This window comes from Proteus mirabilis HI4320 (assembly GCF_000069965.1).
GTDB classification, from domain to species: domain Bacteria; phylum Pseudomonadota; class Gammaproteobacteria; order Enterobacterales; family Enterobacteriaceae; genus Proteus; species Proteus mirabilis.
In genome coordinates this window covers 2,740,907-2,763,796 of the sequence record NC_010554.1, presented here as the reverse complement: position 1 = coordinate 2,763,796, position 22,890 = coordinate 2,740,907, and the positions used below count along the sequence as shown (strand labels likewise).

Here is a 22,890-nt window from a genome sequence, read left to right as displayed (position 1 = left end):
GGGACTGAACGATGTTAAAATTGTTTAAAACCATTATCAAAACAGGCGATGCAACAACAAAATATCCTTTTAAACCATTAGAACTCCCTGATGGTTTTAGAGGAAAACCTGAGTACTCACCTGAGCAATGTATTGTTTGTGGGGCTTGTACTTCTGCATGTCCTGCGAATGCACTGACCATGGAAACCAACCTCGAAACGGGTGAACGTCACTGGCAGTTATTTATTGGTCGTTGTATTTATTGCGGCCGTTGTGAAGAAGTCTGCCCAACTCGGGCAATTGTATTATCAGATATGTTTGAAACGGCAGTCACACAAAAATCAGATCTTTATATTAAAGGTACATTTAAATTATTAAGCTGCCGTGAGTGTCATCAACCCTTTACACCTAGAAAATCTGTTGATTACGCTATGGCACTGCTGGTGCAATCGGGTTGGGATGCACAAACTGTTGAGGCAATGCGTCCACAATTTGAAACTTGCCCTGAGTGTAAACGTAAACATAACCTACTCTCTGATGGTCAAGAAAATATTAGTATGGGCAATGTCGGGAGTGTGAAAAAATGAGTCTACCAGAAATTCCCATCAATCATCATGTCAGCCAACCTATCACATTAAGTGATCAGGTGAAAAAGCTGAAAAAAACGTTATTGAAAGATATTCAACGTTCCGCGTATGTTTATCGTGTTGACTGTGGTGGTTGTAATGGTTGTGAGATTGAAATTTTCTCTGCAATTACACCTGTTTTTGATGCCGAGCGATTTGGTATCAAGGTGGTTGCTTCACCTCGCCATGCTGATATTTTGTTATTTACTGGTGCCGTAACACGCCAAATGCGTGTACCGGCATTACGTGCTTATGAATCAGCACCAGATCCCAAAATTTGTATCTCTTATGGGGCTTGTGGTTGTGGTGGTGGGATATTCCACGATCTCTATTGTGTATGGGGTGGGAGTGAAACCATCGTTCCTATTGATGTGTGGATCCCTGGTTGTCCTCCGACACCTGCAGCAACTATTTATGGTTTTGCTGTGGCATTAGGCTTATTAGATCAAAAACTAAAAGGTCAAAATCACACTGAAGTGGATAATGAGCAAGCGTCACTGTTACTGCCGTCGATCCCTCTTGATACACGCGTAATGATAGAGCGTGAAGCTCGTCGTCTTGCTGGTTATTATCAAGGGCGACAAATTAGTGATCATTTCCTCACTTTACTTGATGGTGCCACAGTACAAGAAGTCAGTGGGCGTGTTGATGAATGGTTACGCCAAGCGAATGATCCTCGTTTAGCGGAAATTGTAAAACGACTGGTGCATTCATTAAACCAAGGAGGCGTTCATGTCTGATGACGCTAAAGTTTACTTTTGGTCATTAAGACAAAAGTTTGTTGATAGCGATGATGATATACCTGAGCAGGCGCAACAAGTGATGTACTACTCGTTGGCGATTGGTCATCACGTCGGCATGATTGACTGCTTAAAAACAGAGTTGGTTTGTCCTTTAGAAAAATATCAAGCATGGATTGATTTATTACCTGAGGGGGAAGCAAAACGAAAAATGCAAGGATTGCTAACTTTCGGTGAGATCAATATCAATTCTGAACATACTCACATGTTAGCTTTAGCTTTCGATCCTATTGCCAAAAGTGATGATCCACTTTTTAGTGAGTGGAGCCAAACGCTGATTAATTTATTAGGTGAAATTGTTATAGAGCCAGCGATTTATTTGATAGTAAAGAGAAAACCATGAGTGAAACAATGACAGCACCTAAGGTCGTATTAACGGTAGGAAATAGCATGATGGGGGATGATGGAGCCGGTCCTCTATTAGCGGACTTAATGGAAGCAAACCCGATTGATGGTTGGATGGTTATCAATGGGGGAAGTGCGCCAGAGAATGTTTCTTATCAAATAAGAGCATTACAACCGCAATGTGTTGTCATTGTTGATGCGGCTGATATTGGTTTAAAACCTGGTGAAATAAGGGTAATAGATCCTGATTATATTGCAGAAATGTTTATTATGAGCACCCATAACATGCCGTTAAATTTTCTGATAGATCAATTAAAGGACGATATCCCCGATATTACTTTCTTGGGGATCCAGCCCGATCTGGTGGGATTCTATTACCCAATGACCGAAGCGGTAAGAAACGCTGTTGATAAAGTTTATCAAGGCATTAAGTCTTGGCGAGTTGATTACTTTCCTGAGCTTGAAGTCTGTGATGAAGACGATATCGAAGAATAGAAAAATTAAAGTATAAAAAACATAAAGTATAAATAAGTATCCATAAGTAAAAAACATCCGTTCTGCGGATGTTTTATATTAATGAGTGATATAAGTGTCACAACCGCCAAAAAAAGACAGTTTTGTAACTTATATCACTCATGGATAAACAGTCATCTTGAGCCTATCTTTTTTAAAAAACGCACATCCTTAACCCTTTCTTCATCAGTATCAAGACAAAATTACTTATACTTAGCCTAACTAGTGAATTTTAGAGGCCTAATTGGCTCAAAAAGCGCACTTTTTGATTAATGTTAAGTGTAACATAGCAAGATTAGCTTCATATTAAGCTAACTATCTTTGCTACCCTTAATGCCCTTAAGCAAAAATGTTCACGACAAAATATTTCTGTCTTATTAAAAAAATAAAAGGTTCGGTATGTCCTCTTCTTTTCCCCAATTAAGTATTGTGGTGGCGGTTTTTAATGGTGAAAAATTTTTACCACAGTTTTTTAATTGTTTACATGCACAACAACTGGAAAACTGGGAACTTATTTTAGTTGATGATGGCTCTACTGATAACTCTCGTCAGATCTTAGATAAATGGGAAAAACACTTTCCCAATGTCACTATTTTAACACAAGAAAACCAAGGTGTTTCCGTTGCGCGTAATACAGGATTTGCTGTTGCAAAGGGGGAATACGTTGCTTTTCCTGATATTGATGATGTGATAGATAAACGCATGTATCCCCGATTACTTGAAATTGCCCAAGCCGATAATTTGGATGTGGCAACCTGTAATGGGAATTATGTTTATGATGATAAAAACCGACCAACACGCCCTATCTTTCCTTCAACGCGTTTAACAACCACAGAGGTATTAACCGGGCCTCAATGGCTTGAACGTGCTCTTGAATCGAAAAAGTTCTTACATGTTACATGGCTAAATATTTATCGACGTCAGTTTTTATTGGAGCATGGTTATTACTTTGAGCCGGGTTTGCATCACCAAGATATTCCTTGGACGACAGAAGTGTTATTAACGGCGAAACGGGTAAAATATATCGATGAGCGTTATTACGACTATTTTATTCATTCTGGCTCCGTGTCGCATACGACACCCGATGATCGTATTCATGTAAGAACAATTTATAATTATATGAAAATACTTGAGATGCTGGATGCTATTAATCAACGCCATGCTGAGATAGCAAAAACGATCAATGCTTGTTATTGGCAAATAGCCAAAGAAGGTTTAGGTATTATTCATTCTATTGATGCGATTAGTTCACCAGAAACCAAAAAACAGATAGTTAAGGTATTTTTTGAGCGGGGAATTTGGGCATTAATTTGGAAAAATGCGAAAGATTTTAGATTAAAATGGCGTTTAGGTCGGCGTTATTTTCGACTGAAAAAAATATTAGCAGAATAAATATAAAGGGGTGTAATAATTTGCACCCTTTATTTTTTCATTAATATACTTATCGTAAAATTAGGTTATTTCGTAAAAATAGCAATTTATTTTGTTATATGCTCATGATTAAGAATGAGCATAACCTATATAACTGATTTATTAGAAAAAAACTGTGCTCTATTTAAAATTTTGTCATATTGAACGCTATTGCTTGATGAAAGTTTATGTAAAATCAATAAAATGTTGGATATTATTCGAGTAATTCAAGAAAAGCTTTTATGATGCCAAGCAATTAATCCTTTTGTCTGCATCAATGTGCAGAACATCATAATAACAACAGTTAACTTATTTCTTTTCTGTCTCTTTCAAACAGATTGAGACTGATGATAAGTCGTATCTAAAAAATCGGAGAATATTTATGTCTATTCGGTTTAGTTGGCGAAAATCGTTTATTGCTTTATCCTGCTTAGCCGCACTTAGCGTTCCTGTTACTACTTCAGCACAAACCTTAAAACTAGCCATTGGTGAAGAGCCGACAGAAGGTTTTGATCCCATGTTAGGGTGGAGCCATGGTAGCTACTTACTGCTACACAGCCCATTATTAAAGCAAAATGCGGATCTGAGTTGGTATAGCAATATGCTCAGTGATTATCAGCCTAGTGCAGAGGGCACAACATGGAAGCTGACGTTAAAACCAGATTTGAAATTTTCTGATGGTTCCCCTTTAACCGCAAAAGATGTTGCCTTTACCTATAACAATGCTGCGGCAAGTGGCGGTAAAGTGGATATGGGAAACTTTCTTTCTGCAACGGCAGATGATGATTTACATGTCACTATTGCTTTAAAAGCGCCTCAAAGTACTTTTGTTAATGTATTAGGCTCGCTAGGCATTGTTTCAGCTGATAAATATGATGAAAAAACCTATGCACAAAAGCCGATTGGTGCCGGTCCTTATCGTATGGTCAGTTTTCAACCGGGTCAGCAACTCATCGTTGAGGCAAACCCTTATTATGCGGGTAAGAAAAATGATTTCGAAAAGCTTATCTTTGTTTTTCTTGATGAAGATGCCGCTTTTGCTGCCGCTCAAAGTGGACAACTAGGGGTTGTTCGTATTCCTCCTGCCACCGCAGCCATTGCTAAAAATTTGCCTAATGTAAAATTGTGGGAAAGAGCCAGTGTTGAAAATCGTGGTATCGTCTTTCCTATGGTGAAATCAGGTGAGAAAAATGCACAAGGGTATGATATCGGTAATGATATCACTGCAGATATCGCCATCCGTAAAGCGATTAACTATGCCCTTAACCGCCAATTACTGGCAGAGCAAGTATTAGATGGATATGCAGTTCCTGCTTATACCGGCGTAAAAGGATTACCTTGGGATCAAACCGAGGCTGCATTTAAAGATGGTGATATTGAAAAAGCCAAACAAATTCTTGATGATGCGGGTTGGAAACTCAATAAAAATGGCATTCGAGAAAAAGACGGTCTAGAAGCGAAATTAACACTCTGGTACACCAGTGGTGATGCAACTCGTCGCGATTTAGCTGAATCAATTCGTGCGTTAGTGCAACCTCTTGGCATTCAAATGGATCTTAAGTCAGGAAGCTGGGATACCGTAGAGCGTTATATGCACTCAAACCCGACTTTGTTTGGTTGGGGAAGTCTTGATCCGATGGAGCTCTATCATCACTATAGTATGAATGCCGCAGGTGTGGGTTACTATAATCCTGGGTATTATAAAAATCCTGCCGTTGAAAAACATTTACAAGCAGCATTAGATGCACCGACATGGCAACAAGCGGTACCACATTGGCAAGCGGTAGAGTGGGATGGTAAAAATGGCGTCGGTATCAAAGGTGATGCTGCTTGGGCTTGGTTAATGAATATTCAGCATACTTACTTAACCGATCCTTGTGTTGATTTAGGCACTGGCGCTCCGGAAATTCACGGTTCATGGTCATTATTAAATAGCGTAGATACTTGGAAGTGGACTTGTCAGTAATACGTCAAACAGTAGGATTTTTCCTGCGATTATTATGCCTGCTGCTGGTAACAACAGCAGGTGTTTTTATTTTATTAAGTTTTTCGCCGATTGATCCGATCAAGGCCTATATCGGTAGTGATTTGCTAAACGTTCCGCCTGAGCAGTATCCGCTGATAGCGGCTCGCTGGGGGATGGATCAGCCACTATGGATGCGTTTTTGGCTCTGGTTTAGCCAGATAATCCAAGGTGATTTTGGTTATTCCATACTCTATAACATGCCGGTTATTGATGTTATTCGCCAACGGGCAGGGCCTTCGTTTATCCTGCTTTTTTCTGCGTGGCTATTTTCAGGTGTAATAGGGGTGTTAATGGGGTTAGTGGCAGGACGATATCTTAATCGTTGGCCTGATAGGATCATCTCAACCCTCTCTTATTTGCTGGCCTCATTACCGACTTTTTGGGTTGGATTGCTGTTGTTATCGCTGTTTTCGGTAACGTTACACTGGGCACCTATTTGCTGTGCATGGCCGATGGGCAGTAGTGCTGAAGCAGCCACATTGGGCCAACGTTTTTCGCATCTTATTTTACCTATGATAGCGTTAGGATTATTAGGTACAGGTAATATCGCACTGCATACTCGCGCAAAAGTTGCTGAAGTGATGGGCAGTGAATTTATTCATTTTGCTAAAGCCCAAGGTGATAAAGGTTGGGCTATGATGCTTTTTCATGTTCTACGTCATGCCATTACTCCCGCACTTTGCTTACAGTTTGCATCAATTGGTGAATTGTTAGGTGGTTCATTATTGGCGGAGAAGGTTTTTGCTTATCCGGGATTAGGGCAAGCGACAGTAGATGCCGGATTGCGTGGGGATATCCCCCTATTAATGGGGATTGTTGTATTTAGCACAATTCTCATTTTCTTTGGAAACAGTATCTCTAACTACTTGTTACGACGAATTAATAAAGGAATTTTGCGCGACTTATGATTTACGATCCCAATAAGCCTTTATTTAGACTGCTATTTGTCTCAATCGTATTAGTGGGGCTGGTTATTTATGGCTTATCTGTTTCTCATACTGATATTGTGATGGATTTTTTAGCTAGAAACCAAGCGCCATCAACTCAGTACTGGTTTGGCACGGATAATTTAGGCCGTTCACTGTGGTTACGCTGTTTTCAAGGTATGTTAAGTAGCTTAAATATCGGTGTCACTAGTGCCGTTGTCAGTGGTGCTATTGCTTTGATATTTGCTGGGATCTCCTCCATTAATCGCCATTGTGATTTATTGGTCAGAGGGGTGGTTGATGCCTTGTTAGCATTACCTCATTTACTGTTGTTGATCTTGATCTGTTTTACTTTAGGTGGGGGACAGCAAGGTGTTATCTGGGCTGTTGCATTAACCCATTGGCCCAAATTAGCCCTAATTTTACGTGGTGAAATTCAACGTATTCGTGAAGCAGATTATGTGATGCTATCTCGCCGTATTGGCAATACACCTTTTGAGTGTGTGAAAAAACACTATATCCCAATGTTATTACCGCAATGGATTGTAGGAACGTTGCTTATGTTTCCACATGCGGTATTGCATAGTGCTGCGTTGAGCTTTTTAGGTTTTGGGCAAGCAGCGCATGAGCCTTCTCTTGGATTGCTATTAGCGGATGCCTTACGTTATTTAAGTACCGGTGCTTGGTGGATGGTGTTTTTTCCCGGATTAATTTTAATGTGCTTGGTATTGATATTTGATCAATTTGCTAAAGCCATGCAACAACTATGGTTAAGAGGGGCAGGATGTTAAGTTTTGAACAGCTTTCCATTGATATTGCGCAGTTTCGTTGGTTAGGAAAGCGCACTTGGCAGCCTTTATTAAAATCTATTTCTCTTGATATTAAACCTGGCAAAATGCTGGCTTTAGTGGGGGGCAGCGGTGAAGGTAAAAGTTTACTCCTGCAAAGTGCATTGGGACTACTACCTGCTAATATGCGAACCCGAGGCACAATTAAACTTAATGGGCATCCGTTAACCGAGCGAGAGCTTATTGCTTATCGTGGTAATACTTTTTGCTATATTCCTCAAGGTGTAACAGCGCTTAATCCGTTAATTAGCATTGGTGAACAACTGGGCCGTTCAGCGCGGTTAAGTGGTGCTGATATCACCTATGAAGATATTAAACACCAATTTGGTTTATATCACCTCTCTAGCTCGTTAGTGAAAACTTACCCCGCAAAATTATCGGGGGGAATGGCTAAACGAGTACTCGCCTGCAATGCAACATTATCTAATGCACAATATATACTGGCTGATGAGATAACATCATGGCTTGATGATGAACACGCTTGTTTATTGCTAGAGCATTTAAAAGAGTTATGTCATCAAGGTAAATCAGTCCTATGGGTCACCCATGATTTAGCTTTGGCTGCTCGTTATGCCGATACCATTGCTGTGTTGAGGCAAGGGGAGCTAAATGAGATAGTCGCTGCTAAAGCGCTTTATCATCATGGTGGGAGTGAATGGCTAAAAACATTGTGGAATGCACTGCCTGAACAGCAGTTTTTAGATCTACAAGAGGGGGCTTGCAACCCATACCCATATTGAGCAGTGATAGATTATCTTCTTTATATACCTTTTTCTCTTAGAGAACCCTATTTTTGAGGTTATTTTTATGCCACTTTTAGCGCTACAACAACTCTCTGTGCAACAAGCCGGTAAGATGTTATGGCATGATCTCTCTTTTTCATTAGAGGCGGGAGAGCGCTTAGGCATTTCTGCGCCAAGTGGTAGAGGAAAAACAACGTTAGGTCGTGTATTAGCACAATGGCAAATGCCGACTAGTGGGCAAATTCTTTTTAATCAGCAACCTCTGCCTAAGAAAGGTTATTGTCCCATTCAATTGGTTCCGCAACATCCTGATAAATGTTTTAATCCATTTAGAACAACCGGAGAGAGTGTACGTGATGCATGGGTGCCTGATAGCCTGTGGCTTGAAAAATTGATGATAGAGCCAGAGTGGTTAACCCGTAGGCCTAATGAGTTATCAGGAGGAGAATTGGCACGTATTGCATTACTACGAGCACTTGATCCTCGAACACAATTATTAATTGCAGATGAAGTGACTGCACAATTAGATGCACAGATCCAAGCCAAAATTTGGCAAGTATTAATCGATGAAAGTCAAAAACGTCCTTTAAGTTTAATTATCTTTAGTCACAATAAAGCCTTACTAGAAAAAGTATCTACCAGAATATGGTGGGTAGATAAGGAAAAAATATGTTGATAGTAAAAAGGATACTAGAGCGATTTTAATAAAAAAAAGCTTCCTGTATTTTGAAATATAGGAAGCAAACTATTACTACTAATTATAATAATAATAAGGAATTAAAAACGATATGTATAACCAATACCCATATGAATATCTTGATTACGATAAGGGGTCATTTGCCAATTTGTTGTCGTATTAACAGATGACTGTTTATCTAGTTGGTAAGTTAGCCCTACACTAGCAAATGGACGCTGTGCTAACTGTTTTTTGTTGTCGTTATAGTTAATTTTTTGCTGACCTAGATAATCAATATGACTTTGGAAGTCACCTTGGTGATGTGATAAATGCCATAATAAACCCGCTTTGCTGTCCAGTTTGAGTTTGGCATTGACTGTATACTCTATTCCTAATCCTATTTTTGCAAGCAATGAATGTGCATTAAGTTCTTGATAATGGACTGCAAGTTTAGTCCCTTGTGTTTCGCTATAAGCAGAGCGTGATGTTTGATTAAAAGTAAGTCCTGCAAAAGGCGTTACAGTGATAAGGTTATTGAGTGTGTAAGGATAATATCCTTGAAAATCAATATAATAACCGGAGATCTTTGCGTGGCCTTTACCCGCTTCGGTATTATCTAATATTGGTCTTTTAATCGTGACTTTGCGGTTTACATATGCCCCTTTTAATGAAAGATGTAATGCATTGCCATTCGAGGTTGGGTTTAGTGACGGGATTAAATCAACGCTAAAACCAATTAACGGTAAAGGGTATCCTTGATATTCATAGCCTGTGGGTAAAGAAGAGTAGCTATCGCTATCAATAGCAAGACCAACCACTAATGGTGTTTGATTGATATCAAAACGATAAGCTCCACTAATGCCCGTTTGTATAGCGTTGGCTTTATCAATATTTTGATAGTGTGTGAAGCCACTAAGACATGCTTTTTCAGTACCGACAGAACAGGTGGCGGAAGCTAAATAACGCAATTGACCCTGTTGCATATCGATAAGTTTATAGCTATTTTCAGCCATTAATTGCATGGATTTATAGCTGTTTTCTACATCGATTGGTTTACTGATAGCTGTCGATGATTTTGCTGTTTCTTTCTCTTTTACCTTTGCTTTAGCCTGTTGTACTTGTTCATCTTCTACAGGGGGAAGTTCTTTATCAGCTTGTAGTCTGGCTAGGCGCTCTTGCTCCGCCTTTTCTTGCTCAGCTTGCAGTCTGGCTAGGTGCTCTTGCTCCGCCTTTTCCTGCTCAGCTTGCAGTCTGGCTAGGCGCTCTTGCTCTGCTTTTTCTTGCTCAGCTTGCAGTCTGGCTAGGCGCTCTTGCTCCGCTTTTTCTTGCTTCGCTTTTTCCTGCTCAGCTTGCAGTCTGGCTAGGCGCTCTTGCTCCGTTTTTTCCTGCTCAGCTTGCAGTCTGGCTAGGCGCTCTTGCTCCGCTTTTTCTTGCTCAGCCTTTTCTTGCTCAGCTTGCTTATCTTTTTCATCTGCAATTTCTTGTTGTTCAGTATTGAAATATTTATCATCGATTTCATCATTTCTCCAAATAACTTGACGCCAGTTATTACGTTCATTAGTGGCTACACCATAAATGATTCTTCCATCATCTGAGATGGCATGTGCTTCTGAATCTTTTCCCCCGTCAAGTGTTCCTAAGTCATACATATGATTATTGAAATAAATAAAACCATGACGATGAAACATGATAAAGGCATGAGGACCAGTGCCTGTTAGATCTTTTGGAATGGTTTTTAAGTTATACTCATCAGTTTCAGACCACCCTACAACATATTTACCATCAGCAGTAATATCAAGTGCTCTAGCATTTCTAAATTCCGATTCTTCTTTTTTTGTAGAAAGGTTACCAATATTGATGAGTTTATCATTAGAGAAGTCATAGAGTAATGCTTGACTAAAAATTGCTGAAGAAGTTTTTGTTCTAGTAGGTAACCTAATTGCATAATTATTATGCCAAACATCTCCCCAGCCAACACTATAGTTCCCATCTGCTGAGGTATCTGCAAGTTTTGTCGATCCAAATTCAGAGAGACTAAGTTCTCGTATAGGGCCTGATGCTGTTGTGATAAAGGCAACTTTAGGATATTCTCTATCCAGTAATTTCTTTTTAGGCAAATCTCGGTTTAGCTGGCCAATAAAGACTTGACCATTATCACTGATTTTTTGAATATCAACACCTCTTCTTTTTATTCCCTTTAAGAAAGGATATTCAGTAATTGGTGAAAGTAAAATTGCTTTTTCTAGATGATTAGCTAAATACTTATTAACGTTATCGAATGTTAATTCGAAGTTTTCTTTTTTATAGATATCATAAATATATAGCTTCTTTCTCTCATCACCTTTGTATTCATATAAAATAAAATTACCATCTTTCGTTAAATATCTAATCTCCATATTTCTATCTAAAATAGAAAATGTATTGTTATATACGTTATAGGCAAATACATAACATCCATTGTATGTACCACAACCGATAGTATCTTCAAAAATACTATTATTTTTAACCATCTGCTCTAATCTGGCTCTAGCACCTGCAAAGGCATACCCAACAACAGTTTTACTATTTTTTGAAATATGGGAAAGGTAAAGAAGATCTAATTGCGGATTATTTTCTTTATTTATTTTTTTTATGGTCTTTCCGCCATCTATACTAATAAATAATTCATTTGGTAAGAGTTCTTCTGAGAAATAAACGGTTTCTCTAACATTATAATTAGGTATCTTTTTTTGAATATTACGTTCACCTTCATCAGCTATACGATTATATAATGAAAGTGTATCATCACTTATTGTTGCATATATGTAAGTGCTTCCAAACGGCGTCATTAACTGTTGGTTGTAACTATGCTTATCTAAGACACGGCCGTGGAGATGTTTAATGTATTCATATCTATTATGATTGAATTCATAATATTGACTTGCATTATTTGCAATACTAAAAGGGTTATAAATTGAGTCTCCCATATCATTTATATTATAATTGCTGTAGCAATTAATAGGCCATATATAGAGAGGACACAATATATATAATATTGATTTATTTTTCATTTTCATTTTATATACCAAAAATAAGATTTTAACTGGAGGTTAACCTCTGTATTAATTAAAGTCAATTGAATAAAATGAAATGAATTTAATATATAATAATGAGTAAGAAATTATTATTATGTATATATATTTGGTATTTTAATTAAATTTACTTTTCTAAGTATTAATTCATTTTGTAGATTTATGATTTGTTCTTTATTTGCGGATCGCCAATTCTTCGCTTCACCATATACGCCATGCTGATGAAACGCATTAATACGAATTGGAATGGATTCATCAAGTGAATTAATAAACTGGGAAAGCGGTTCTATATTCTCTAAATAATCGGTTTTTTCTGGAATATATAAAAGGCGTAATTCTGCAAGTAAATTATGCTCACTTAACCATTTGATTGATTTTTTAATACGTTGATTACTACGTCCGGTTAAATAAATATGTGTTTCTTCACTCCAACTTTTTAAATCAATCATCGCACCATCCATAAAGGGGGCGATTTTTTGCCAACCATTAAGTGAAAGAGTGCCATTACTGTCAATTAAACAGGTAAGATGTCGAAGATCAGGGGCTGCTTTGATTGCTTTAAAATAATCAATTAAAAATGGAAGTTGTAACGTAGATTCCCCGCCACTTACGGTTACCCCATTGATAAAAGCGGCATATTTACGCGTAATTGCAATTAGTTCATCAACTGTATAGGTCAATGTCATAGGGCTTGATTGGCGAGGACATTGCTGAATACAAGTATCACATTGCTCACAACGGTGAGAGTTCCAATTTACTACTCCGTTTTGCAACGAGAGAGCTTGCTGAGGGCAAGTGGCAATGCAATCCCCGCAGTTATCACAAATCCCCATAGTGTAGGGATTGTGACAGTTCTTACAGCGTAAATTACATCCTTGTAGGAAGATGGCGAGGCGATTGCCTGGGCCATCAACACAAGAAAAAGGCAGTATTTTATTTATCGAAGCGCATCTGCTGTTCATGGCTAATCACTCGTGGTTTTCGTTCAGCAATATGGCAATTGGTTGTTGCTTCATCTCCTAACCAAGTTGTATTTAGGCGAGAGCCTTCTTCTTTATATTTTTTTAAATCCGATAACCGCACCATATAGCCAGTGACACGGACTAAATCATTGCCACCCACATTAGCGGTAAATTCACGTAATCCGCAAGAAAACGCCCCTAAGCACAGTTGCATTAAGGCATCAGGATTTTGTTTGATAGTTTCATCCACGGTTAAAATATCACTAATACCTGAAGTATAAAATTGATGGTGGGGGGCAACGGTCATTAAATGAGTAACAGGATCAGGCTCTGTTCCATAAGGAATTCGGGTCGCCGGTGTAGTACCAATATCAGAACTTATGCCTGATTGAGCATGTAACATGGCACGCTGTTTCCAACCATATTTTACAGGGGTCTGTGCAACAAATTGGGCCAGTTTTTCACTAATAATATAGCTAAGTTTATTGGCCGCTTCGCTATGACCATAGTTTGCTGTATGACCTTCTTTTTCAAGTAATAGAGAAACTGCTTCAGCCATACCATAAATGCCAAACATCGGGGCAAAACGATCGGGTGAGAGCAAACCTTCTTCTACTAAAAAGCTTTGTTGAAAAAAGTTTGATTTTTCATAGAGGAATTCGCAACGAGCATTGATGATCTCGATTTGTTTTTGCATGTAAAACGGCAATACATTCTCTAGAAAGTCGGCACTATTTTGGCTGCGCTTTGCTACTTCTTTGAGATTGATACGAACTAAAGTGCTACCGCCACCACTTTGCGGTAGAGAGTTATAACAACTAACAATACCGTATTCATCTTTACCAAATACAGCATCTTGCAATGTACCGTTAGCAATATGGGGTTTACTACTATGACAAATATTGGTGATTGCTTGGTGCAATAAATCAGAAGGTGTTAGTGCCGCGTCATAAATAAAGGTGAGATTCGGGGCTACTTGTTGAAGTTCAACATCTACCTTAAGAATTAAACGTGTAATGATAGAGTCTTCAGGGCCAATATTAGCGTGCATAAAGGCATCAGGAAGGGTTCTATCAAGATAGCGCCAGAAACGCTTTAATTTTGGATAGAGTTGCTCTTGCGTCAAATTCCCCACATAAGGTAGTAAGATTTTATCAATACGACCTAAATAAACCGGCATTGAAGTGACTGAAGGAACATGATGATAAAGGATAGTCAGCATATTTAGCGCATCATCAAAATCTTGGGCAGGTTCAAGCTCTAAATAGCGCGAGCCTTGTGCTAAGAATTTCGCGTAATCAGGTAATACATAACGTGGTTTATAAGGGGCATGACCTTCATACATATCGCAGATAACCCGTTCATTTAGCGCAAGGCTCGCCTCGTTAGATAATGTCGGGTATGGCAACATATTTTCCGCTTCTAATGCTAGAAAATGACGTTTTTGTTCGGGGGAAAGGGTTGGATTTTCTACGATTTGTTGACAACGTTGGATAACAGATTGTTCAGTCATAACCACCTCAGCAACTCAAGAGCAAAAGAAAGATGTAAGATTTATTTATCGCATTAGGTTAATAAATTGACTGAGATTTACTGTGATTTTAAACAAAGCCCATTCAAAGTTTAAGGGAATAGCACGAAAATACGTATAAATTAGATATATCTAAAATAATTTGACCTATTTTAGATAGAAATATAGAAATAAAGAAATGAAGGTGAGTACTAATGACTCACCTTATTATGTTAATTTGTGGCAGTGTTATTTAACTTCAGATCTATTTTCTGTTTCTTCTTGCTGATCACTTTTTTGTTCATCATCTTCTTTTTCATGACGAGTGGGTAAACTTGCGGTTAATAAATAGGGCGATTGCTGCCAATGCACTGGTGTTAATTGCAATAAGCTGTGGGACAGTAAAAAACCAATCGCCAGAGCAACCAATAGCATCACACGCAATAAATTAGTGGTGTTATCGACTTGGCCAGATTCTGTGACAAGTTGGTGTGTATCTAACGTCAATCTTAGAAAACCCTTTGGCTGATCTTGACCAGGGATAGGCACCACCAGCTGATGATTAAAAGAACCGCCACTTTTTTGTCCTTCTAAGGCCAATCGCTCTTTTACCGTCACATTTTCACCACTATGCGCTATTTGTGTGCCATCTTGCCAATAAAGACTTGCATCCAGTACCCGACTATCGTGAGTTAGATGATTTAAATTAGCTATAATGTGTGGATTTACGTTATCTTTGCTACTGTCATCCATATAATTGGATAATGAGAAGGCAACTTGTTCTGCCAGTGTTTTGGCAAGCTCTTCAAACTGGGTGATACGGGCGTGCTGATTTGCACGGCTAAAATAAGAGGCGCCTTGCATCAAAAAAGCCAATAATGCGATACAAATCAGTATAATCGCTGTTTTTTGTAGTTTGAATTTTAGTTTATCTTTAAGCATGTTCAACCTTTTGCGTAAGCAAGTATGTGCATGTTGCCAGATGAATCACAGATAGAATAGGCTGAATAACAATTATTTTGTTCAGACAGGGGAAAACAGGAGAATAAGTATGTCAAATAGTCTGACCTATTGCTATTTACCGGATGAGATCCGTAAATGGCCAGGTCTACCGCTATCACTCAGTGGTGAAGAAGTGATGCCACTGGATTATCGTGCAGGCGATAGCGGATGGTTACTTTATGGACGAGAACTTGATAAAAAAAGAATAAGTGAGTTCCAGCATAAATTAGGTGTGGCTATTGTGGTGGTTTCTTCATGGCGTATTGATGATTACCAAGTGGTACGTATTGCGGGAAGTTTAACCCGTCGTATTCGTCGGTTATCTGATGAATGTGGTTTAGATGTTGTACCCTTTGGGCAGATCCCACGTTTACGCTCTCCGGGACTTTTAGTGATGGATATGGATTCCACGGCTATTCAAATTGAGTGTATTGATGAAATCGCTAAACTGGCCGGTGTCGGTGATAAAGTGGCCGAGATAACGGAGCAAGCGATGCAAGGTGAAATGGATTTTAGTGAAAGCCTAAAATTGCGTGTTGCACAATTAGCGGGAGCTGATGCGAATATTTTACAAAAAGTAATGGATAATTTACCTCTGATGCCCGGGTTAACAAGTTTAGTGCGTAAGCTTCAGGCAATGGATTGGCAAATTGCGATTGCATCAGGGGGATTTACTTATTTTGCTGATAACCTAAAACAGCGATTACGTTTAGTTGCAGCGGTTGCTAATCAGCTAGAAATTAAAGATGGTAAATTAACGGGCAAAGTCAAAGGCCCTATTGTTGATGCTAAATATAAAGCGCAAGTGCTTACACGCTTAGCTAAAGATTTAGATATACCGCTGGAACAAACCATTGCGATAGGTGATGGCGCAAACGATCTTAAAATGCTTAGAAAGGCGGGTTTAGGTATTGCCTACCATGCCAAACCTAAAGTATATGCACAAGCCAAAGTAGCTATTCGTCATGCTGATTTAATGGGTGTGATGTGTATTTTAAGTGCAGGATTAAAGCACGAAGAACGATAAGTTTTCAGTCAAGAAAATAACGGGGAGAGCAGTGTGGCAAAAGCAGCCAAAAGAGCCTTTGTATGTAATGAATGTGGTGCCGATTACCCGCGTTGGCAAGGACAATGTTCTGCGTGTCATGCGTGGAATACCATTACGGAAGTGCGCCTTGCGGCGACACCTTCTGCCCGTAACGATCGTTTTAGCGGTTTTGCCGGAGATGCGAAAGGAATAAGCCGTGTTCAAAAGCTCTCTGAAATTAGCCTTGAAGCATTACCTCGCTTTTCTACTGGATTTAAAGAATTTGATCGTGTGTTAGGCGGAGGGGTTGTGCCGGGAAGTGCCATTTTAATTGGCGGAAATCCGGGGGCAGGTAAAAGTACACTATTACTGCAGACCATGTGTCGTTTAGCCGCTGAAATGAAAACCTTGTATGTCACGGGAGAAGAGTCATTACAGCAGGTTGCCATGCGGGCGCACCGCTTAGGCTTACCGACAACCGAATTGAATATGTTGTCAGAAACCAGTATTGAACAAATTTGTTTAATTGCTGCTCAAGAGCAACCTAAATTAATGGTCATTGACTCGATCCAAGTAATGCATATGGCCGATATTCAATCTTCCCCGGGCAGTGTGGCACAGGTACGAGAGACAGCTGCTTATCTGACTCGTTTTGCTAAAACGAATGATATTGCCATTATTATGGTGGGTCATGTCACCAAAGATGGCACATTAGCGGGACCTAAAGTATTAGAACACTGTATTGACTGCTCAGTGATGCTTGATGGTGAAACGGACTCACGTTTTAGAACATTGCGTAGTCATAAAAACCGCTTTGGTGCGGTGAATGAGTTAGGTGTTTTTGCCATGACGGAACAAGGTTTACGCGAAGTGAGTAATCCATCGGCTATCTTTTTAAGTCGTGGTGATGAGGTGACTTCAGGCAGTTCTGTTATGGTGGTTTGGGAAGGAACGCGGCCATTACTGGTGGAGATCCAAGCATTGGTCGACCACTCTATGTTATCAAATCCTCGCCGTGTTGCGGTGGGATTAGAGCAAAATCGCTTAGCAATATTATTAGCGGTTTTGCATCGTCATGGTGGTTTACAGATGTCTGATCAAGATGTCTTTGTTAATGTCGTTGGCGGTGTCAAAGTAACCGAAACTAGTGCAGATTTAGCTTTATTACTATCATTAGTATCGAGTTTTCGTAATCGTCCTTTACCGCGTGATTTAGTTATTTTTGGTGAGGTAGGACTCGCGGGAGAAATTCGTCCTGTACCAAGTGGACAAGAGCGAATTGCAGAAGCAGCAAAACACGGTTTTAAACGTGCTATTGTGCCTAATGCGAATATGCCAAAGAAAAATCCACCTGATATGAAAGTGTATGGAGTGAAGAAACTATCAGATGCGTTATCTGTACTTGATGATTTGGACGACTTCTAAAGGAGTAAATCATGGGATCTTTTGATTATATCAAACAGGCAATAAAAAAGAATGGCTATACCTTACAGCAAGTTGCCGATGAAAGTCAGATGACAAAGGGCTATCTTAGCCAGCTTATTAATAACAAAATCAAAAGCCCCAGTGCACAAAAAATGTCCGCATTACACCAATTTTTGGGATTAGAATATCCATTACAACAGAAAACCATTGGGGTGATTTTTGGTAAATTCTATCCTCTTCATACTGGGCATATTTATTTAATTCAACGAGCTTGTAGTCAAGTGGATGAATTGCATGTCATTTTATGTCATGACGAACCTCGTGATAAAGAGCTATTTATCAATAGTGCGATGTCACAACAGCCGACGGTAAGTGATAGGTTGCGCTGGTTATTACAAACTTTTAAGTATCAGAAAAATATTCGTATTCATGAGTTTAATGAACATGGTATAGAGCCTCAACCTCATGGTTGGGAAATGTGGAGTGAGGGTATCAAAGCCTTTCTACAAGAAAAACAGATCGCGCCGGATTTTATCTATACCAGTGAACGAGAGGACGCCAGTCAATATGAAGCATTTTTAGGTATTGAAACGGTACTGGTCGATCCTGAGCGCTCGTTTATGAATATTAGCGGTAGTCAAATCCGTCAAGCGCCATTTAAATATTGGGAATATATTCCTACCGAAGTAAAACCTTTTTTCGTGCGTACAGTGGCTATATTAGGTGGTGAATCGAGTGGCAAATCGACCTTAGTAAATAAGCTTGCTAATATTTTTAATACAACCAGTGCGTGGGAATATGGCCGTGATTATGTCTTCTCTCATTTAGGAGGAGACGAAATGGCATTGCAGTATTCTGATTATGATAAAATCGCTTTAGGTCATGCCCAATATATTGATTTTGCAGTTAAATATGCTAATAAAGTTGCATTTATCGATACTGATTTTGTAACAACACAGGCTTTTTGTTTACGTTATGAAGGAAAAGAACATCCTTTTGTACAGGCATTGATTGATGAATATCGTTTTGATTTAGTTATTCTGCTAGAGAACAATACGCCATGGGTTGCCGATGGTTTACGTAGTTTAGGGAGTGATAAAGAGCGCCGTCGTTTTCAAACATTGTTGATAGAGATGTTAGATAAAAACAATATTGAATATGTCAAAGTAGATCCTCCTGATTATGATGAGCGCTTTCTTCGTTGTGTCGAATTAGTCAGGGAATTGCTGATGATGCAATCAAAGCATATCGAATAAGTATTTTTAAAAACGCCATTAATTGGCGTTTTTTATTTATAGCTAGCTATATAGTCACAATAAGAATGAAATTTTTGTTTAAACCTAAAGTATGGATAAAAACGGCTGTTCATTAAGCGATTAGCATAATAATGCTATTTTTTTCAAATTAGTGAAAATGATTACTGCAAATTAATGGTAGATCTCTATGATAAAAGTTAGGTATAGATATATCGGTGTGTATTTCTTTTTCTCTTAAGTGTGAGGAGTCACACACTTTGTCTTCATAAGCTTAACCAATTGAAGAAACAGATTTATTTTCGCAAAAGGACAAGATAATGGCGCAACCTTCCCGTATTTCACTTCAGATCAAAAAAACAGTTATTTCATTAGCCATTGCTGCTTTAGGCTTTACGGCTTCCTCTTCTGCATTGGCTTATCAAAAAGTCCATCAACCCGATAATAGCTATCAGCAATATATTTCTCAGCGCCAAACGGTAGATATGTTGATCCAAGATGCATTAGAGGCATTTAAATCGCCAGCGCGTGTTTCTGACGCTGGATTTACGGGAAAACTACCTTCTAATATGGAAGTCGTAGCACAAAAGCTACAACAAGCTTATAAGTTAGAGCCTTATCGCTTAGATTTACTATTTAGTGCCGCCAGTGCTTATGTCTATAACAATCAAATTGAGCGTGCGGTAACGATTTATAAACAAATTTTAGAAGCCGCACCGGATGATATTGATGCATTAATTTATGTGACTTCTTGGACGCGTTTTGAAGGTAAAGATAAAGAAAGTGAAGCCTATTTTAACAAGTTAAAATCCCTTAATCCGGCAAAAGCTGAAGAGCTAAGCCGCTTTTTTGCTCAAATTGATCGTGTAAGCAAAATGCCATTAAGTGATAAGTTAACGCCAGCAGATTTGGCAACGCTAAATAAAACCAAAGGAAATAATGCCATTGTGACATTGGGTTATGCACTTAATCCAGATGGTACGATGAATCAGATCTTGATTGATCGTTTAAATAAAACCCTTGAAGTCGCAAAACAGTTACCTGATGCAATGATTGTTGTGACAGGTGGTGTGCCGAAAGCACATCAAACTGAAGGTAAATTAATGGCGGATTGGTTAGTTAAAAAAGGTATTCCCGCAGAGCGAATTTTCCAAGACAATTATGCACGCTCAACGGTGGAGAATGCGTTATTTAGCCGTTATGCATTAACTAAACACCGAATTAAAACAGCGGTGATTATTAGCTCTGGTAGTCATGTTCGTCGTGCTGATGCTATTTTTACGGTTGCGAGTTGGCAAAGTGGCCCCAGTGATATCACCTATTTAACGGTTGTAGCCCCCGATAAGCCATTAGCTGAATTACAAAAAACATCAAAATCTGATTTACAAGGTATTTATCGCGATGGCTTAAAAGCATTAGGATTATGGAGCTTTCGTAGTTATCCATTAGAAGAGCGTTGATAGACCCTTTGAATATTATTTTGCTACTAAAACTCCACAAGAAAACCAAAAGATTGTGGAGTTTTTTATTATTCTAAGTGATCAAATTCATACACCAATAAATCCTTATTGAATTGATAACAATTATCATTACTATAAGTTCTTACCTAAATTATAATGAGAAAATACAGTGAGAACTCCTCTAATGATCTGCGCATTGATGGCCTCTTTTTCTAGTTTCGCCAATTGCTTATCAATAACAGAAAATAAAGAAATAACAGGCCAGTTTAATCACGATAAGGCACTCTGTTTTTCTACACATTTACAGAGCCAGCGTTATGCTGAGTTAGATGTTAAAGGTATACAAAATCTACAATTAGCAAACCAAGATGGCACTCATGTTCGTCGCTTATTAAAAGATGTGCCCGTTGATGGACAACAACAAAAGATACGCTTCCTATTACCTGAAACGGCAAATTATCAGTTTATTGCCCAAGGAGAAGTTGGGGTACAGTGGCATATCACACTGAAAACATACCCTTATCAGCCTTTAGATAAAGATGCGGGTATAGCATTAACTAGCCCTAGATTGCAAATGCTGGCACAAGATCTCACCGCCAGCAATATACAGTTATTCTGGCAACAGATACAGCAAGAGGGAACTCCCCTTGTTGAACCTTACGATAATCATAACAAGCGCGTGACTTTTTTATGGCAAGGTGCGCAATCTAATGTATATCTATTGGGATCGCCTGCAGGTGATCATGATCCGTTAACGCGTTTAGCCAATAGCGATATTTGGTATCGTAGTTATATCGTGCCTAACGATACATTAATGCAATATAAATTAGCACCAGATGTGCCAGTCATTGAAAATGCAACAGCTGCACAGCAGCGCCGTGCTATTTTAACGACGGCACAGGCCGATCCTTTTAATCTTCACCCTTCACCAAGTAAAGCGGACGATCGTTATAATTACTTTTCATTGCTGTCACTTGATTATCCCCGTGAATGCCAGTTGCCAGATATCTTAGATAGGGCAATGAATGGCAATACATCAATCAGTCGTTTTCATAGTGAAATTTTAAACAATGATCGAGAGATTGCGCTTTATTTACCCGCACAGAAAATGACGACACCGCGACTATTGGTGCTATTTGATGGACAAATTTATCGCCAACAATATGGCATAGACCGGTTTTTTGATAAGTTGATTGAAGAGGGGAAATTACCTCCTATTGCTATCTTATTTGTCGATAGTATTGATAGTGATCGTCGTAGTGTTGAATTACCACCTAATCCTGATTTTCACCGCTTTTTAGCGGATGAACTTTTGGTTTGGTTAGAGCAAGAGAAAGGCCTGCAAGTAGCCGCTAAGGAAACTATAGTCTCAGGCTCAAGCTATGGGGGATTGGCCTCTGCATGGGTGGCATTTAACCGTCCTGATCGCTTTGGGAAAGTGCTTAGTATGTCCGGCTCTTATTGGTGGGCGCCAGAAAACGAAGCCCCAGAGTGGTTAATTCGCCAATATCAACAGGCGGATAAAAAACCATTACAGTTTTTCTTAGAGGCTGGGTTATTTGAGTCTCGCGAAGGCGCTGGAGGAATATTAAATAATAATCGCCAATTAAAGCAGGTTTTACAGCAAAGGGGCTATCCTGTGCAATCGCTCGAGATGGCGAGCGGGCATGATTATATCTCTTGGTGTGAGGCGCTTTATATCGGCACTAAAGCGTTAACTAACGATTAATTATTCATCTTTTTTATCTTAAAGGGATGTGAGTGGTGGTGAACTACACATCCTTTTTCTTTAGGCTAATTTGTCATTTATCCAAAGCACCGTAAAACCCCGTCCTTCAGGTCGGGGATATAAGGCGCGGTTTTTTAACTAACTCGGTGTTTCCTGTTGCTCAATGTACTGGCGGATAATGGATATTGGTGCGCCACCACAACTCCCCGCGAAATAACTCGGCGACCAAAGAACCCCTTTGTAGTAATCACGTTGGGCAATATCAGGACGATCACGTCGAAGTAATCGACTCGATACCCCTTTAAGGCTGTTAACCAGATTAGATATCGCCAGTTTTGGCGGGTAATTAATCAGTAAATGAACGTGATCCCGTTCCCCATCCATTTCAACCAGTTCAACATCAAAATCAGCACAAACACTGGCAAAGTAGCCTCGCCATTTTTCAATTGCATCCTGATCAAATATTTTTCGCCGGTATTTTGTGACAAAGACCAAATGGACGTGCATCAGGAATACACAATGTCTGCCACGGCGAATATTAGTTTCATTTTTCATGGAC

20 protein-coding genes are annotated in these 22,890 nt (G+C 39.2%); 15 read left to right on the top strand and 5 right to left on the bottom strand.

What is annotated here, in order from left to right; all coding sequences use genetic code 11:
- Window positions 1–11 precede the first annotated feature (11 nt).
- The 10 genes from hyfH to yntE all read left to right on the top strand — a co-directional run bounded on the left by hyfH (window position 12) and on the right by yntE (window position 8,892).
- Window positions 12–566, top strand: a complete 555-nt coding sequence (gene hyfH, locus PMI_RS12465) for a hydrogenase 4 subunit H (RefSeq protein WP_004245688.1) — start codon at window positions 12–14, stop codon at window positions 564–566.
- Window positions 563–1,345 carry an NADH-quinone oxidoreductase subunit B family protein gene (locus tag PMI_RS12460; protein WP_004245686.1) on the top strand — a complete coding sequence of 261 codons (783 nt, stop codon included), beginning with the start codon at window positions 563–565 and terminating at the stop codon, window positions 1,343–1,345. The genes hyfH and PMI_RS12460 overlap by 4 nt, the downstream gene beginning before the upstream one ends.
- Window positions 1,338–1,748, top strand: a complete 411-nt coding sequence (locus PMI_RS12455; protein ID WP_004245685.1) for a formate hydrogenlyase maturation HycH family protein — start codon at window positions 1,338–1,340, stop codon at window positions 1,746–1,748. Before PMI_RS12460 ends, PMI_RS12455 begins: the two co-directional genes overlap by 8 nt.
- On the top strand, window positions 1,745–2,245 hold the full coding sequence (gene hycI, locus PMI_RS12450; RefSeq protein WP_004245684.1) for a hydrogenase maturation peptidase HycI: 501 nt from the start codon (window positions 1,745–1,747) through the stop codon (window positions 2,243–2,245). The genes PMI_RS12455 and hycI overlap by 4 nt, the downstream gene beginning before the upstream one ends.
- Before the next feature lie 417 nt (window positions 2,246–2,662).
- The gene (locus tag PMI_RS12445; RefSeq protein ID WP_012368418.1) at window positions 2,663–3,655 is read left to right on the top strand and encodes a glycosyltransferase; all 993 of its coding nucleotides are present in this window, start codon (window positions 2,663–2,665) and stop codon (window positions 3,653–3,655) included.
- A gap of 400 nt (window positions 3,656–4,055) precedes the next feature.
- Complete coding sequence (yntA, locus tag PMI_RS12440; protein ID WP_012368417.1) at window positions 4,056–5,639, top strand: nickel ABC transporter substrate-binding protein YntA; 1,584 nt, start codon at window positions 4,056–4,058, stop codon at window positions 5,637–5,639.
- On the top strand, window positions 5,624–6,607 hold the full coding sequence (gene yntB, locus PMI_RS12435) for a nickel ABC transporter permease YntB (protein ID WP_012368416.1): 984 nt from the start codon (window positions 5,624–5,626) through the stop codon (window positions 6,605–6,607). Before yntA ends, yntB begins: the two co-directional genes overlap by 16 nt.
- Window positions 6,604–7,416, top strand: a complete 813-nt coding sequence (yntC, locus tag PMI_RS12430; RefSeq protein ID WP_004245680.1) for a nickel ABC transporter permease YntC — start codon at window positions 6,604–6,606, stop codon at window positions 7,414–7,416. The genes yntB and yntC overlap by 4 nt, the downstream gene beginning before the upstream one ends.
- Complete coding sequence (yntD, locus tag PMI_RS12425; protein ID WP_004245678.1) at window positions 7,410–8,213, top strand: nickel ABC transporter ATP-binding protein YntD; 804 nt, start codon at window positions 7,410–7,412, stop codon at window positions 8,211–8,213. The genes yntC and yntD overlap by 7 nt, the downstream gene beginning before the upstream one ends.
- A 67-nt stretch (window positions 8,214–8,280) precedes the next feature.
- Window positions 8,281–8,892, top strand: coding sequence for a nickel ABC transporter ATP-binding protein YntE (gene yntE, locus PMI_RS12420; RefSeq protein WP_004245677.1), 612 nt, complete (start codon window positions 8,281–8,283; stop codon window positions 8,890–8,892).
- A 101-nt stretch (window positions 8,893–8,993) separates the two neighbouring features.
- Here the strand turns inward: yntE and PMI_RS19665 are convergent, their stop codons facing one another.
- From PMI_RS19665 to PMI_RS12395, 4 genes are all read right to left on the bottom strand, one after another.
- Window positions 8,994–11,858 (bottom strand): autotransporter domain-containing protein, encoded by a 2,865-nt coding sequence (locus tag PMI_RS19665; protein ID WP_232504889.1) that lies wholly within the window; start codon window positions 11,856–11,858, stop codon window positions 8,994–8,996.
- Window positions 11,859–12,058: 200 nt separating this feature from the next.
- The gene (locus PMI_RS12405; RefSeq protein ID WP_012368414.1) at window positions 12,059–12,925 is read right to left on the bottom strand and encodes a YjjW family glycine radical enzyme activase; all 867 of its coding nucleotides are present in this window, start codon (window positions 12,923–12,925) and stop codon (window positions 12,059–12,061) included.
- Entirely contained in the window at window positions 12,897–14,438 is a 1,542-nt protein-coding gene (locus PMI_RS12400) for a YjjI family glycine radical enzyme (protein ID WP_012368413.1), read from the bottom strand. Before PMI_RS12400 ends, PMI_RS12405 begins: the two co-directional genes overlap by 29 nt.
- Before the next feature lie 246 nt (window positions 14,439–14,684).
- The gene (locus tag PMI_RS12395) at window positions 14,685–15,377 is read right to left on the bottom strand and encodes a YtjB family periplasmic protein (RefSeq protein WP_004245669.1); all 693 of its coding nucleotides are present in this window, start codon (window positions 15,375–15,377) and stop codon (window positions 14,685–14,687) included.
- Window positions 15,378–15,486: 109 nt separating this feature from the next.
- On the opposite strand from PMI_RS12395, the gene serB reads away from it, so the two are divergent.
- The 5 genes from serB to PMI_RS12370 all read left to right on the top strand — a co-directional run bounded on the left by serB (window position 15,487) and on the right by PMI_RS12370 (window position 22,331).
- The gene (gene serB, locus PMI_RS12390) at window positions 15,487–16,464 is read left to right on the top strand and encodes a phosphoserine phosphatase (RefSeq protein ID WP_004245668.1); all 978 of its coding nucleotides are present in this window, start codon (window positions 15,487–15,489) and stop codon (window positions 16,462–16,464) included.
- Window positions 16,465–16,497: 33 nt separating this feature from the next.
- Window positions 16,498–17,889, top strand: a complete 1,392-nt coding sequence (gene radA, locus PMI_RS12385; protein ID WP_004245667.1) for a DNA repair protein RadA — start codon at window positions 16,498–16,500, stop codon at window positions 17,887–17,889.
- Between the two features lie 11 nt (window positions 17,890–17,900).
- Window positions 17,901–19,145: a multifunctional transcriptional regulator/nicotinamide-nucleotide adenylyltransferase/ribosylnicotinamide kinase NadR gene (nadR, locus tag PMI_RS12380; RefSeq protein WP_004249296.1), complete on the top strand. Its 1,245-nt coding sequence runs from the start codon at window positions 17,901–17,903 to the stop codon at window positions 19,143–19,145.
- 317 nt (window positions 19,146–19,462) lie between these two features.
- Window positions 19,463–20,602, top strand: a complete 1,140-nt coding sequence (locus tag PMI_RS12375; RefSeq protein WP_004245665.1) for a YdcF family protein — start codon at window positions 19,463–19,465, stop codon at window positions 20,600–20,602.
- 169 nt (window positions 20,603–20,771) lie between these two features.
- Entirely contained in the window at window positions 20,772–22,331 is a 1,560-nt protein-coding gene (locus PMI_RS12370) for an alpha/beta hydrolase-fold protein (RefSeq protein ID WP_232464486.1), read from the top strand.
- 138 nt (window positions 22,332–22,469) lie between these two features.
- Here the strand turns inward: PMI_RS12370 and tnpA are convergent, their stop codons facing one another.
- Window positions 22,470–22,886, bottom strand: coding sequence for an IS200/IS605 family transposase (gene tnpA / locus PMI_RS12365; RefSeq protein ID WP_041700895.1), 417 nt, complete (start codon window positions 22,884–22,886; stop codon window positions 22,470–22,472).
- Window positions 22,887–22,890: the final 4 nt, after the last annotated feature.

Coding starts and splice junctions, on each gene's coding strand:
- PMI_RS12445 (WP_012368418.1), top strand. CDS start 2,663: ATGTCCTCTTCTTTTCCCCAATTAAGTATTGTGGTGGCGGTTTTTAAT.
- yntC (WP_004245680.1), top strand. CDS start 6,604: ATGATTTACGATCCCAATAAGCCTTTATTTAGACTGCTATTTGTCTCA.
- PMI_RS12405 (WP_012368414.1), bottom strand. CDS start 12,925: ATGAACAGCAGATGCGCTTCGATAAATAAAATACTGCCTTTTTCTTGT.
- hyfH (WP_004245688.1), top strand. CDS start 12: ATGTTAAAATTGTTTAAAACCATTATCAAAACAGGCGATGCAACAACA.
- hycI (WP_004245684.1), top strand. CDS start 1,745: ATGAGTGAAACAATGACAGCACCTAAGGTCGTATTAACGGTAGGAAAT.
- tnpA (WP_041700895.1), bottom strand. CDS start 22,886: ATGAAAAATGAAACTAATATTCGCCGTGGCAGACATTGTGTATTCCTG.
- yntD (WP_004245678.1), top strand. CDS start 7,410: ATGTTAAGTTTTGAACAGCTTTCCATTGATATTGCGCAGTTTCGTTGG.
- yntA (WP_012368417.1), top strand. CDS start 4,056: ATGTCTATTCGGTTTAGTTGGCGAAAATCGTTTATTGCTTTATCCTGC.
- serB (WP_004245668.1), top strand. CDS start 15,487: ATGTCAAATAGTCTGACCTATTGCTATTTACCGGATGAGATCCGTAAA.
- PMI_RS12395 (WP_004245669.1), bottom strand. CDS start 15,377: ATGCTTAAAGATAAACTAAAATTCAAACTACAAAAAACAGCGATTATA.
- nadR (WP_004249296.1), top strand. CDS start 17,901: ATGGGATCTTTTGATTATATCAAACAGGCAATAAAAAAGAATGGCTAT.
- PMI_RS12375 (WP_004245665.1), top strand. CDS start 19,463: ATGGCGCAACCTTCCCGTATTTCACTTCAGATCAAAAAAACAGTTATT.
- PMI_RS12400 (WP_012368413.1), bottom strand. CDS start 14,438: ATGACTGAACAATCTGTTATCCAACGTTGTCAACAAATCGTAGAAAAT.
- yntE (WP_004245677.1), top strand. CDS start 8,281: ATGCCACTTTTAGCGCTACAACAACTCTCTGTGCAACAAGCCGGTAAG.
- PMI_RS12460 (WP_004245686.1), top strand. CDS start 563: ATGAGTCTACCAGAAATTCCCATCAATCATCATGTCAGCCAACCTATC.
- PMI_RS12455 (WP_004245685.1), top strand. CDS start 1,338: ATGTCTGATGACGCTAAAGTTTACTTTTGGTCATTAAGACAAAAGTTT.
- PMI_RS19665 (WP_232504889.1), bottom strand. CDS start 11,858: ATGGGAGACTCAATTTATAACCCTTTTAGTATTGCAAATAATGCAAGT.